Consider the following 12,584-nt stretch of genomic DNA (forward strand, 5'->3'; position numbering starts at 1 on the left):
CCGCGCTGGCGCGCCTTCGTTCAGCCGGCGTCATTCTCTACATATTTCTGTACCAGATTGACCAGTCCTGCCAGAATGGCAAGTAAAGATTGAGTGGAGAGCATATGTTCGGCTCTTTTTGCGGCATGCGTTGAAGGGCGGGCCGCTTGCGGCCCAAGTGTCGGCGCCTGGAAAAGAAGCGGCCCCGCGAGTTGCAACGGGGCCGCCTTCACGGAGCTGTTCTCCGGTTTCCTCGTTGCGTGGGCTACAATCCGTGCCGCACCACCTCGCCAAGCCCCCACAGGGCCAGGAGCCAGCCGCACAGCACCACGGCCCAGCCGACGCACAGGGCCAGCCCGCGCCCGGCAGGGGGGAGGGCGGGGGGGGCCACGGCTGCGCCGCCTGAAGCCGAAAGCCTCGCCTCCCAGTCCCCGCGCTCATGGCGGATTTCCTCCATGGGCATGCTCCCGCTCACCATGGCCATGTCCATGGGAAAGCGCGACCGGCGCATGTGGGCCACCGTGAAGTGGATCAGGAAGATGTAGCCCATGGCCAGAAACGCCTCGTCGTGGTGCAGGGCCAGGGCGATGTTCAGCCACCAGCCAGGCACAAAGCGGGCGGAGGCCACCGGGTTCACCAGCAGAAGCCCGCTCCCGCCGATGATGGCAACGCCCCAGAACACCGCCCAGTAGTCGAACTTCTCCCAATAGGCCCAGCGGTCCAGGCTCGGGTGCTTGTTGAGCCCGAGCATCCAGCCCACGTGTTTGAAGAAGTCCGAGACGTCGCGCAGGCGGGGCATCATGGAATCCGGCCCGGGAACGAGCCCGCGCGGCGAAGTAAACAGCACATGGACGACGTGGGCCAAGAGGAGGGCCACCATGAAGAGTCCGCCGGCCTTGTGCGCGGCCAGAACCCCGGCCTGACCGCCGAAGAGCCCGGCCAGGCGCTCGCCCCAGACGCTCTCGCCGTAAAGCCTTGCGAAGCCAGTGACGGACTGCGCCATGAAGCAAAAGGCCATTAAAGCGTGGAAGACCCTCTGGGTGAATGTGAATCGCCGGATGTTCATGGCTTGCCTCCCTTGCCGCGGCGTTCACGCAGTTCGCGCAGGAGCCACAGCGCGGTATGCGGGATGAACAGAAGCAGCACGCCCAAGAGAAGTCCGTGCATGCCCCAGGAGACATAGGAGAGCGACTTGAACTCCCTGGCCGCCTCTTCCGAAAGAGGCGGGGGTTGGTGGACCACGAACTGGCCGAAGGACGCGCTGGCGTCCTCGTGGCATTTTGCGCACACGTAGGCGTGTTTGCGCACCGGGTTTAAGCGCGAGAAGAAGTGGTTCACGCTGGCCACCGGTTCCGGGCCATGGCACTGGCGGCAGGAGATGCCGCCGTGCGTGGAATGGGTGTTGCGCACGGCTCCGGCGTGGCAGTCCTCGCACTTCTTGTAGCGGTAGTAGGGGATGCCCGCGTGCGAATCAGCCAGGAACATGCGGTTGCGGGCTTCCGGTCCGGACACCGCGAAGCGGCCAGGAGTTCCCTCTTTGGACAGGCTGAAGGCGCCCCGACCCCTGGGCACGGCCTCGGTATTGTCGTAGCGGCCCGTACTCGCCTCGTATCCGTAATAGCCAGACCTGCGCGACGAAGACTCCCCCTGGCCATAGGACCAGGGCGGCGCGGCCAGCATGCAGCCCAGGGCGAGCAGGGCAATATATGCAGTTCTCATGACGCCCTCCGCTCGTCCGCCACGCTCGCCGGAAATGACCGGCGGATGCGGCGGACCGTTTGCGTCAGTTGCCGGCCTTTATCATGTCCACGCTGTCGATCACCTTGCCCTGGGGCTTTGGCAGCTGGGCCAGGGCGTCGTACTTCTTCTGGAGCGTGGCCAGGTCGTCCTTGGCGTGATGATGGCAGGTCACGCAGGAGTTGGGGATCTTGGGATCCTTCAGGGTTTCCTTGGGCAGGAGCGCCTTGAACACGTGGCTGTGCAGGTCGCCGGTCTCGGCGCTCTTCACCACCCGCGGCATGTGGCATCCCACGCAGTTGCCGAAGGAGTGGATGGCGTGGGCCTGGTTGGAGGCAGTTCTGGGATGGCAGGACAGACACTGCTTGGACCCGGACTCGCGGGTCTGGAAGCGGGTCTTGCCGATGCCCAGTTCGTGCACGTAGTGGCAGGACGTGCAGCTCACGCCTTCCACGAAGTGCTTGGACTGCTTCCAGTCGATGTACTGCTGGTGGTGGGCCTTGGAGAGTTCGTTGCCGTAGAGGTGCTGGGCGTCGCCAGCGGCGAAGGATGTGGACTTGAAATAGGTTTCCAGGGCCTTGCCCGGCAGGTAGCCCACCGGCCACTCGGCCTTGTCGTTCTTGGTGGACTTGCCCCGGTTGTGGCAGGAGCCGCATATCTGGGTGGCCACGCCGCTGGTGAGCTTGGCCGGGTTGACGATGGTGGTGCGCTTGTCGAACACCTGGGCCTTGGGCAGTGCCGCATGCCAGGAGCCTGGTCCGTGGCAGGCCTCGCAGCCCACGCTCGGCTCGAAGGTGTTCTTCTGAAGGTCCACGCCGGTGGCGTGGCAGCCGCCGCACTTGAGTATCCAGGAGCTCTTGTCCCAGGTGGCCTCGTTGTAGTTCACCCAGCGTCCGGTGTCGGAGTTGTACTGGATGGGCGCTATCACCAGCATGCCGTTCTTCTCAACGATGTAGCGCTGCTTCCACTGGCTGCCGATGGTGTAGAGCACCTCTTCGGGCTTGGGGATGTAGAATTCCTCGGGTTTTACCTTGAGGTTCTGGAGCTTGGCCAGGTCGGCCCTGATAGTAGCTGGGTCCAGGTCGGCTATGATGACGTCCTTGTCCTTGCGGGCGTCTCCCAGCATCCGGCTGTGCAGGGTCATCATCCAGGAGTCGAAGTGTTCAAGATGGCAGGATTTGCAACGCTCGGAACCGACATATGCCTTGGGCTTGGACGTGACCTCCGCCACGTTGACCTTTTCCCCTCCACCACCGCCGCAGGCCGTCAGAGCCAGTACCGCCAGTAAGCCCAGGAACAGGGATGCCCGTTTCATATGATGTTCCTCCTCGGTTGACTAAAAACGTGAACCACACCTCATGGAAGACAGTTTGGGTTCCTACATATCACGCCTGTTTCATTTTTGACAATGAATTATAGACATAATCGGTATGAAATGAGATTTGCGATTAAAAATTCAGATATATTCCGGCACGTTCTACGTTTCGAATAGTTTAAAAAATCGTAATACCACCCCTGGGGAGAGCGGTCGTGGCCGATTGTGGACACTTCCCCTTGCCATTCACGCCGTGGGCAAATTAGTGAGCGCGCATGAAGTCCATCGCCCTCCTCTTCAAGGCCCTCACCGACGAGACCCGACTGCGTATAGTGAACCTTCTTTCCCAGGGCGAGTTGTGCGTCTGCGACCTGACCCACGCCCTGAACATGCCCCAGTCCACGGTGTCTCGCCACCTGGCCACCCTCAAGAACGCCGGAGTGGTTACGGACCGGCGGTGCAGGACCTGGGCGTACTACCGGCTTTCGGACGCGGTCGAGCCTTTCGCGCGCGAGGTCCTGCAACTCCTGGCCAAACACATGGGCGGCATCGAAGAGGCGCTCGCGGACAGCGCCGCGCTGAAGGGGTTTCGCTTGAGCCCGGACAGAAACTGCGAACAGGCGCCGAAACGCGGTGCAAAACAGTGAGCCTGTGCCCCTTGGCGTAAACCCCTGGCCTTTGCCGGCGCGGACTCGCATGCCGGCGTCCACCTTTGTCAGACACAATCCGCACAAAAAAACGCCCCAGACATTGCCCTGGGGCGCTCGTTTGTTGGCCCAGGGCCGCTATGGCGGGGGACGGTTTCCAGCACCTGTACAGCCCGCTTGCTGGTTCCAGCCGCTGAAACGGGGGCAGGCCCCAATGGCGCGGCAGGCCTTGCCTGCATGAAAAAAAGGAGTATGAGGGCAGTATCAAGAAGAGTCGGCACGGGCATCACGAGCTTGTTCGTCGCGTTTGGCCCGCTGTCACCTCGATTTGTGGAGGATGTGTGACGTTGTAAGCCAAGAACCATCGTTTCAGGGGGTGGGTTGTGAAAAGCCTGCGAATCTCCTTGCTGTGGTTGGTGTTTGCGATGTCGCCCGCGACCGGCCTGACTCAGGTGATGGAAGGGCTCACGCCTGTCATCGACTCCCGGACCAGTGTGTCAATCTGGAACGACGCCATGCTGGAAGGTTTACTGAACGCCGTCACGCCACAGGGATCCGGCACGAGCGGCGTTTCCCCGTTTTCCGGAAGCTTGGGAGGGCAGTCGTCCTCTTTTCCTTTCCTGTCCATCGACGAGGTTATCGCCCAGATGCCCGCCAAGAACAGCACGATTCCCAGCGTGCTGGACGATCTAACGAGCCTGCTGCCTTCCGGCGGCGCAGCCGCACCCACGACATGGGGATCGTCTCTCCCGCCCTGGACGGGTTTCTATATCGGAGAGGGGGCCTACGGACAGTCCGGCAACCAGGGAAGCCAGACGTTCCCATTCATCATGTATTCGCCCTCGGACATGCCGTCCCTGCTGCCGGGCGCAACCGGGAGCATCCCCAGCGTGCTGGATGATGTAACGAGCCTGCTGCCTTCCAGGGCGACCACGACCCAGCAGGGCGGGGCGGGCGCAAACACCATGGGCGTTCAGACCGACTCCTCTTTTGAGATGTACGGCGGCGTATCAGTTTGGAGGTGGTCCGGGCCTTAAGGGGGGCCTCTTCAGCGCGGGGCAACCGCCGGAACGCACCACTGCCCGGCAGCCGTGTTCAGCTCGCCCGCCAGCTTCCCGTTCTCGTAAAAGCTCACCTTGGTGTAGGCGCGCTTCGGGATGAGGAGGCTCAGCTGGTTCTTCACCGTGTAGGTCGCCCTGGTTGTGGGCGCGGTGTACCTGTAGAAAAGGGTAAGCTCCGTCCCGTTCTCCACCACGCGCTCCACCGTGAAGACAGCGTCCATGTTTTCCGGGGCGGGCATCACCCTGGCAACCACGAGAACCTGTTCCTTTTCGAATGTTTGAGGCGAAGGAGCGTAAGGGCGCGCGCCTCCCATCACCGGAGCGGCATGGAACACGGCGGCGTACTGGGCGGGAAAGCTAAGCAGGGCGCACAGCACCGGAACAGTGTTCTCGTCCCAGTTCACGACGAAGTTCTGGTATTCGCCGGATGCGATGCGCGTATATGAAACGGCACGCTCCTGCGCCTGGGCCCCAGCGATCCCGCAGGCGTAGGGGAGGGCGCCCGCCAGCATGGCCACAGCCGCAACAGCTGCCGCCAGAATTGAGAAAATTGAGCGTTTGTGCATGGACCCTCCGCAAGACTAGTGCATGATGAGCGACTTGGCCACGTCGCCGACAACCGGATCAAAGGCCTCCTTGAGGGACGGGTGGTAGGTCAGCTCGAAAGACGCCTGGGCTTCTTTTCCCTTCACCGTCTTCCTGTAGAAGATATTGCCGTCCCTTATGCCTGATACCACGAAGAAATCCGGCCCCATGTGCTTGTAGGTCACCTGGAGGCCGGGCTCTTTGAGCGCCTCCTGGAAACCCTTTTGCAGCGGCGGGACCACGTTGTTGAAGTAGGCCCAGCAAGCCATGCTGGCCTTGTCGTCGCGCGAGGTGAACATCTTGCCGCCCCCGTCATCCGCTTCCTCCTGGGCCGTCAGGAGCTTCTTGGGCCAGGCGACCGTGTAGCCGTATTTGCTGTTGGCGTAGCAGCCGTAGACGTCGGTGCGGGCGCAAATGGCGTCCAGCTTGGCCTTTGCGTCGGCCGACATGCCAGACCCCTTGCCGGACTGGGCGCAGGCCAGGCCAACAGAGGCAACCAGAAGGACGGCCAGGAGCATGGGCGGGACTCGTGCGAACATGAACACCTCATCGTTAAAATGGCGACAGTGTGTAAGCGTTGCAAGAGTTACTTTACATGCCCGATATGAACAAGTTTATTAGCAGCCGCTGGAGAGTGGGGGGAGTGGGCAAGGCAATTCGCCCGGTGCCTGTTCAGGCGACAGTCGATTTCTTCAAGCTGTGCTTGAACTCCAACTCTGCTGTTTGCTGCTGGCGAAACGTGCTTGTCTCTGCACACTTCAGGCTAAGCATTTATCGACATTCTCCCGATTCAAAAATGGCTGGAATCGCAGAAACGCCTCTCTGATCCATCCTGGCTCTTTTTGCAGCCTCGGGTTCGAGTGACGAAGAAAAACGCCTCCAGATGCGATTTTGAAGGGTACGTTTTTCTGAATCCGTCTTAGATGCTGTTGATCTCGAATACGGCACTGTTGCTCCTCAGTGAGCGCCCCCTCGTGGCGTTCATCGAAGAGTCGAAGCCCTTCGTACGCAAGCCTTGGAGGAAAGGCACGCCGTTCCGGCCCAGTTCGGTCTTCAGGCTCCCCGGCACTTTTCATGGCGGCCTTCTTGTGGAAAAATCCCCCAGGTCCGATGCTTAGGCCGTTGCAACGGAGAGTGCAAAATCACGGAGGGCATCACATGCCAGGTAGAGACATCCGCGACCGCGCCCAGGGGGCCATCATGGGGGCCTTCGTGGGCGACGCCCTTGGCCTCGGGCCCCATTGGTACTACGACATAGGCGAGCTTCGCAGCGACTACGGCGACTGGATAACCGGCTACACCGACCCCAAACCCGGCCGCTACCACGACGGCATGAAGGCCGGCCAGCTCTCCCAGGCCGGGTTCATCTTAAAGCTCATGGTGTCGTCCCTGGTGTCGCGCGGGGGCTACGACAGGGCGGACTTCTGCCGCCGCCTGGACCAGGAACTGTTCCCGCTTCTCGACGGAACCCCTGTAAGCGGCCCCGGCAACTACACCAGCCAGTCCATCCGGGAGGCCTACCGGCTCCGGGTGGTCCAAAACCTGTCCTGGGATGAGACGGGCGGCCCGGCCGACACCACCGAGGGCATCGAGCGCGCCCTGGCCATCGCCGTGCGGTACGCCACAGAGCCAGCCAAACTCGCCTCCCACGTGGCGGACAACGTGGTGCTGACCCAGGCCGACGACCTGGTGGTCTCGCTTTCCGTGGCCTTCTGCTCGGTGCTGGGGCTCTTGGTTCGAGGCGAAAAGCTCGACGGCCAGCTCTCGGGCAAGCTCATGCGCCTGGTGAAGGACGGCCAGCTGCCCTTTCACGCCGTAACCCGCGACAACCTGCAACCGCCGCGCCCCGGCGACCCCGATCCGCCCAGGGCCGGGCGCTTCGCCTCCCCGGACGCGCTCCTGTCGCCGTCCTACATGGCTGCCGCAGCCGTTGACCCGGACATCCGCATCGAACCTGCCTGGAAGGTCTCGCTTGTGTACGGCATGCCCTGCGCCATCTACCATCAGCTCCCCGCCGCCTACTATCTGGCGGCCCGCTTCGGCGATGATTTCGAGGCGGCTGTGCTTCACAGCGTGAACGGCGGGGGCCAGAACCAGGCCCGCACCATCCTGTCCGGGGCCCTGTCGGGCGCCCAGACAGGCTTGTCCGGCATTCCAAGGCGCTTTATCGATGGGCTCGAAGAGGGCGGAATGCTTATGGAACTGGCGCAAGATCTGGCATCGCAGGTTGGTACGCAGTGAGGCCGGTGAACTCTCGCCAGTACACCCGGAGGCAGATGCATGAACCAGATACATACGGATGGCCACCCATGAGTTACAGGCTTTACCAGAGTCCTCTGGCCAGGCTCGCCCTGGTTTTCGTCCTGCTTCTGGGCCTGGCCGGTTGCGCGGCCAAGCCCGCCGTGCAGCCCCAGGTCGTTTCCGGCACCGTCCAGGTGGACGGCGTGGCCGTGGACTACACCGTCATGGGCCTGGGCGAACCGCTTCTTATGCTCACCGGCTACGCCATGACCCGGGACATGTGGGACCAGGAGTTCATAGACACTCTGGCTTCGAAGCATCGGCTCATTCTCATGGACAACAGGGGGATGGGGCAATCCCGCTTGGATCCCGGCGCGGAAGTGTCGATTGCCGGCATGGCCCGCGACGCGGCCGGGCTGCTTGACGCCATGGGGATTTCCGGGACGGGCGTTCTGGGCTGGTCCATGGGGGGCATGGTGGCCCAGGAGCTGGCGCTTGCCCGGCAGGACCTGGTGTGCTCCCTGGTGCTTGTGGCCAGCGCCTCGGACTCCGCCGCGCTCATTCCCGTGCTTGACGAGATGAACACAATGAGTCTGGACCAGATACGGGAAACCATGTTTCCCACCGGCTGGGTGTCCGCCCATCCCGAGACGTCCGGGCGCGTGCGGCGCCGCATTGCCCCGCCGGACATGAGCGTGCTCGCCCGCCAGTACCAGGCCATGCGCACCTGGCCCGGAACCTCCTCCAGGCTCATGAAGCTTCGCGCTCCGGTGCTTCTCCTGGTCGGCAAGAAGGACTGGGTCTGCCCGCCCGAACTCAGCCAGAACATGCTCGAGTTTCTGCAAGGCGGCCAGGCCACCCTGGAGGTGGTCGACCACGGCTCGCATTGGATGATGCACCAGTTCCCGGAGGAGCTGGCCGCACGGGTGGACGCGTTTCTGGCAGGCTCGCGGTGCGCGGGCACCCCGCTTGGCAAAAAGCGCCCCTGAAGATGATTGTTCAAAACCACGTGGTATGAGGATTCATAGGAACCCCTTCTACCCGCCAGCCGCCAGGAGGCGACCGCAATGGCCGTGAACCATTGGCTCTTGAAGTCCGAGCCGGGATGCTATTCCATAGACGATCTGGCCGCGGAGCCGGGCCAGACCACCAGTTGGACCGGAGTACGCAATTTCCAGGCCCGCAACTTCATCCGCGACCAGATGTCCGAGGGCGACCTGGCCATCTTCTACCACAGCGTGACCGAGCCTTCGGCCGTGGGCACCATGCGCGTGGTGCGGGCCGCCCACCCCGACGAGACCGCCTTTGACCCGCAGGACAGCCACTACGACCCCAAGTCCACCCCGGAAAAGCCACTCTGGTTCTCGGTGGACGTCGCCTTCGTAGGTAAATTCGCCACCCCTGTGCCCCTGGCGGCCATGCGCCGCACCCCGGCCCTTGCAGGCATGGAGCTTCTGCGCCGAGGGTCGCGGCTGTCGGTGATGCCCATCACCAAGGAGGAGTTTGAGATTGTGTGCAGGCTTGGCGGGTAGGGCGGGGAGCGATTTGCCGGGTAAGGGTGTTTGGGCTGACAGGAGAGACGGACTCACGAAAAGTGAGAGCTTAAGCCTGGAATAATTCCAGAAGTACTCAATAAGCCAAGAACTCAGTGCTGGGTCGGCTCGTCCTGGATTGAGCCGGCGCGCCTGGCCAGACAGCAGAAGAGATCGAACTCAGGAAATACCACGGTGCCCAGGGCCGGGCACCAGTAATACCTGAGGTCCAGCGTGTGGACGCCCTGTTCTTCCGGGGTGATGTGGTCCGCGCAGAAGTTGCATTCCATGTGTCCCTCCGGGGTTTTCCGTATCGTACCATATTTTTCCGAACTTGAAATGCGTGAAATCCCCCATTTTGACCGAGAACAACCCTACCTTTAAAATAATACTGTAATCCCAAGTGGTAAAATAGTTTTAACGCGTTTGACTGCACCTCCAGTAGTGCTATTTCAGAAGAAACCATCCGTTCAAGGTTTTGAAACCCACTCCCGGAGGTGTTTATGAAACGCATCGTATCTCTTTTCTTTGCCTGCTCGCTCCTTTTTTCCGCGTCCATCTGTTTGGCCATGGGGTCTTACCCGACAACGCCTCCCAACCTGGATATCACCACAGGTACCACGACGAACACCCAGCAGACCCAGCAGGATCTGGCAAACATGCAGAATATGTTCACAATGCTCGGGAACATGATGAAATCGCAGCAGGATATATCGCAGGGCATCGCTCAAAACTTGAGGTGATGTGCGCACCCATTTGGCTGGCCGGACAGGGCGGTAGGGATAATGCATCCCTGCCGCCCTTTTTGCTTACAGAGCTGATACATATTTCACTGCTAGCTCCATAACCATTGGGAGAAAATCCAGGAGAACAGGCATCACTTCCTCAGGGGGGCAAAAAAGCCCGCCTCACGGGAGACGGGCTTTGGATGTGCGAAAAAGGAGGTCCGCCGATCTGATCCTAGAGGTTGGTCAATAGTGTGGTGGGAACAGCAAGCTAACAGCAGATGACGGACCCGGATTCTTGGTATCACAAACAAGGAACCGGTCAAGGTTCGGGAGGTAACGTCGGGTCGTCATGTCGGCCGGGTCTGATTTCATTTTTGCCCGTGTTTTACGGTAATGGGTTGAATAATAACCGATAATCGTGGATAAAAGGGCGTATGCATACCCATACCACCTTCCCGAGGATTCCCGTGAAGAACGCCCCGCTGCTTGCCGTGCTCTTTCTGGCCCTGTGCCTCCTGTCCCCGACGATGTCCGCCACGGCGCAAACCGGTTCGGAGCCGACCGACGAAATGTACGCCGAGATGGTTGAGAACATCATCATGAAGAAGTGGCAGAACCCTCAAGAGGCCAAGGGCAAGAAGCTGGCCTGCCGGGTCCAGATAAGCATATCGGCGGAAGGCCAGCTTACGAAAGCGAAGCTCGTCAAGTCGTCCGGCATGAAGGTTTTCGACAAATCGGCCATGGACACGGTGGCCCAGGTCACGGATCTGCCCGCGCCTCCAGCCACGGTGGGGCCGTGTGAGATGGTGCTGGTGTTCTCCACGCAGTAGGGCAGGGGACCGCTTAGCGTCCCTCCCGGTCCTTGTAGTGGTCGAAATCCACCCGGACGTTAATGCTTCCTTGGGGTTGAGCGAGGATGTACCATGCGATCGACAGGGCGACGGTGATGGCCAGGACTCCGAACAGTATCCATAGGTATTCTGACATTTTCTTATTCTAGCAGATGCCCGTGGGCAAGGGAAGGCGACCGCCCCTGTCCGACCTTGGTATGAATTCAAGCAGTAAAGGATTCATCATGACAGACGCCTTCAGCGCCAAAGCCAAGACCTGGGACGACGACCCGCGAAAGGTGGCGGTGGCCAAAGCCATCTCCGCGGCCATGCTCGAAGCCCTGCCCCTTACACCGCAGACCACGCTCTTGGATTACGGCGCCGGGACCGGACTGGTGAGCCTGGCACTGGCGCCGCACGTGGGCATGCTCATAGCCGCTGACGAATCCGAGGCCATGCTCGACGTGTTGCGCTCCAAGCTTGCGGCCTCACCAAAGCACAACGTGCAGCTGTGGCAGTGGAACGTGGACCTGGCCACCCCGGACGACCTGCCGGTGATCGACGTGGTCACGGGGTCCATGGTGCTGCACCATGTGGAGGACGTTTCGGCAGCGGCCGCGATTTTTCACGCCATGCTCCGCCCGGGCGGAACCGTGGCTATGGCCGATCTGGACTTAGACGACGGGGAGTTCCACGGCACGGACATGCACGCCCACCACAACGGGTTCGACCGCGACTGGCTGCGCAAGGTGTTCGAGAAGGCGGGGTTTCATTCGGTTAGCTTCAGCGAGGCCCATCAGGTGGCCAAGAAGACGCAGAACGGCCAGGACCGCATGTTCACCATTTTCCTCATGACCGCGATCCGGAACTGACGTACGCCGTAAAGACAGCGCAAAAATAAAAGGAGGACGAAGTCCTCCCGGAGAGCACCGTGGACAACACACCGAAAGACAACATGATGATTCGCAGGATCATAGCGTACGTCATCGTGTTCGCGGCGTTTCATCTAGCCGGAACCATGGACGGCATACGCATCTCGGTGCAGTTCGGGGTGTTCTTTTCCGGTCTCATCGCCGCGACAATTCTAAGCTTCATACTCTTTTTGGTTATCGCCACGCTGGCGACGCCGAAAACCGGCAAATGGTTCAATGCGCTGGTGTTCGCCACGGAAATGGCGGCATCCGCGCTCATCTTGAAGCTGCTTCTGCCTCTTGTCCCCAGATTTTTGTGAAGCGGCGCAAGTCTGGTGCATGCGAGATACTGGTTGAGGCTGGTGTGTTCATTTTCCAAAATCTTGCGATTTAAAGCCAGCGTCCCGCTGATAAGCCAGAGCAATAATTGAAAGAGGACGAAGTCCACCGTCTCATTCTCTTGTATTTCGATCACTTCATGGAAACACGGTGCACTAAAGGGTGTGGAAATGCTGCGGAGTGCTCCGCACAACGTTGATCTTATGATAAATGTCAACGTAGATGGGATTTTGATTGTCTATGTAGGGTGTCTCTTGAATCCGTTCGCAAATGTTTGCATAGGCGGTTCCTGTCAGTTCTCCCTCCTGGAGAGGTAATTTTTCAGAATATCCGTAGTATCTGTCTGGAATCGTCAGCGAAGAAACGCTGCCGGAGAGTCCGAACAGGGGGAGTTGCAAGGGCTCTCTTCGGGCGGTCGCCATGGATGCGGTCGGGTCGGCCGTGAGCATGTACCCGACAATATGGTAATCTTCAGAACAGTAGTTCGTATGAAGGAACGATGCCCACCTGAATGTCCTGCATTTTATTTTTATATCTATCAGCCCGTTGATTTTTACGGATTTCCTGGGGCAACTCCGAACATCACAGCTCCGGGGATGATTTCTCCCTCGGCATCTTGAACAATTACCACCAGAGCCAGCCAGTAGCAGCCGCCGAATTGTGTGGTGAGGAGCCAGGC

General features: G+C 60.5%; 16 protein-coding genes. 9 read left to right on the forward strand and 7 right to left on the reverse strand.

The features are described from left to right. Positions 1-244: 244 nt before the first annotated feature. The 3 genes from HY795_06625 to HY795_06635 all read right to left on the reverse strand — a co-directional run bounded on the left by HY795_06625 (position 245) and on the right by HY795_06635 (position 3,031). The gene (locus HY795_06625) at positions 245-1,045 is read right to left on the reverse strand and encodes a cytochrome b/b6 domain-containing protein (GenBank protein ID MBI4804892.1); all 801 of its coding nucleotides are present in this window, start codon (positions 1,043-1,045) and stop codon (positions 245-247) included. After that, complete coding sequence (locus tag HY795_06630; protein ID MBI4804893.1) at positions 1,042-1,698, reverse strand: hypothetical protein; 657 nt, start codon at positions 1,696-1,698, stop codon at positions 1,042-1,044. Before HY795_06630 ends, HY795_06625 begins: the two co-directional genes overlap by 4 nt. Before the next feature lie 64 nt (positions 1,699-1,762). Beyond that, positions 1,763-3,031, reverse strand: coding sequence for an ammonia-forming cytochrome c nitrite reductase subunit c552 (locus HY795_06635; protein ID MBI4804894.1), 1,269 nt, complete (start codon positions 3,029-3,031; stop codon positions 1,763-1,765). Positions 3,032-3,306: 275 nt separating this feature from the next. On the opposite strand from HY795_06635, the gene HY795_06640 reads away from it, so the two are divergent. Continuing rightward, positions 3,307-3,678 carry a winged helix-turn-helix transcriptional regulator gene (locus HY795_06640; protein MBI4804895.1) on the forward strand — a complete coding sequence of 124 codons (372 nt, stop codon included), beginning with the start codon at positions 3,307-3,309 and terminating at the stop codon, positions 3,676-3,678. 425 nt (positions 3,679-4,103) lie between these two features. Then, positions 4,104-4,715: a hypothetical protein gene (locus HY795_06645; protein ID MBI4804896.1), complete on the forward strand. Its 612-nt coding sequence runs from the start codon at positions 4,104-4,106 to the stop codon at positions 4,713-4,715. An 11-nt stretch (positions 4,716-4,726) separates the two neighbouring features. Here HY795_06645 and HY795_06650 read toward each other — a convergent pair whose 3' ends face one another. Further along, positions 4,727-5,305 carry a hypothetical protein gene (locus HY795_06650; GenBank protein ID MBI4804897.1) on the reverse strand — a complete coding sequence of 193 codons (579 nt, stop codon included), beginning with the start codon at positions 5,303-5,305 and terminating at the stop codon, positions 4,727-4,729. Positions 5,306-5,320: 15 nt separating this feature from the next. Then, positions 5,321-5,863, reverse strand: a complete 543-nt coding sequence (locus HY795_06655) for a hypothetical protein (protein MBI4804898.1) — start codon at positions 5,861-5,863, stop codon at positions 5,321-5,323. Positions 5,864-6,482: 619 nt separating this feature from the next. Between HY795_06655 and HY795_06660 the strand changes: the two genes are divergently transcribed. From HY795_06660 to HY795_06670, 3 genes are all read left to right on the forward strand, one after another. Then, entirely contained in the window at positions 6,483-7,565 is a 1,083-nt protein-coding gene (locus HY795_06660; GenBank protein MBI4804899.1) for an ADP-ribosylglycohydrolase family protein, read from the forward strand. Between the two features lie 68 nt (positions 7,566-7,633). Then, the gene (locus HY795_06665; GenBank protein MBI4804900.1) at positions 7,634-8,554 is read left to right on the forward strand and encodes an alpha/beta hydrolase; all 921 of its coding nucleotides are present in this window, start codon (positions 7,634-7,636) and stop codon (positions 8,552-8,554) included. Between the two features lie 78 nt (positions 8,555-8,632). After that, entirely contained in the window at positions 8,633-9,097 is a 465-nt protein-coding gene (locus HY795_06670; GenBank protein ID MBI4804901.1) for an EVE domain-containing protein, read from the forward strand. A gap of 113 nt (positions 9,098-9,210) precedes the next feature. On the opposite strand, the gene HY795_06675 is transcribed toward HY795_06670, so the two are convergent. Next, positions 9,211-9,387, reverse strand: a complete 177-nt coding sequence (locus HY795_06675) for a hypothetical protein (protein MBI4804902.1) — start codon at positions 9,385-9,387, stop codon at positions 9,211-9,213. Positions 9,388-9,600: 213 nt separating this feature from the next. Here HY795_06675 and HY795_06680 point away from each other — a divergent pair, with 213 nt between their 5' ends. Together HY795_06680 and HY795_06685 are read left to right on the forward strand one after the other, a co-directional pair. After that, on the forward strand, positions 9,601-9,840 hold the full coding sequence (locus HY795_06680; protein MBI4804903.1) for a hypothetical protein: 240 nt from the start codon (positions 9,601-9,603) through the stop codon (positions 9,838-9,840). A 419-nt stretch (positions 9,841-10,259) separates the two neighbouring features. After that, on the forward strand, positions 10,260-10,655 hold the full coding sequence (locus tag HY795_06685) for a TonB C-terminal domain-containing protein (protein ID MBI4804904.1): 396 nt from the start codon (positions 10,260-10,262) through the stop codon (positions 10,653-10,655). Positions 10,656-10,668: 13 nt separating this feature from the next. Here HY795_06685 and HY795_06690 read toward each other — a convergent pair whose 3' ends face one another. Next, positions 10,669-10,812, reverse strand: coding sequence for a hypothetical protein (locus HY795_06690; GenBank protein MBI4804905.1), 144 nt, complete (start codon positions 10,810-10,812; stop codon positions 10,669-10,671). Positions 10,813-10,900: 88 nt separating this feature from the next. Here HY795_06690 and HY795_06695 point away from each other — a divergent pair, with 88 nt between their 5' ends. Both HY795_06695 and HY795_06700 read left to right on the forward strand, forming a co-directional pair. Further along, complete coding sequence (locus HY795_06695) at positions 10,901-11,527, forward strand: methyltransferase domain-containing protein (protein ID MBI4804906.1); 627 nt, start codon at positions 10,901-10,903, stop codon at positions 11,525-11,527. A 59-nt stretch (positions 11,528-11,586) separates the two neighbouring features. Then, positions 11,587-11,886: a hypothetical protein gene (locus HY795_06700; GenBank protein ID MBI4804907.1), complete on the forward strand. Its 300-nt coding sequence runs from the start codon at positions 11,587-11,589 to the stop codon at positions 11,884-11,886. Positions 11,887-12,584: the final 698 nt, after the last annotated feature.

The sequence above is a fragment of the Desulfovibrio sp. genome (genome assembly GCA_016208105.1).
Taxonomy (GTDB): domain Bacteria; phylum Desulfobacterota; class Desulfovibrionia; order Desulfovibrionales; family Desulfovibrionaceae; genus Fundidesulfovibrio.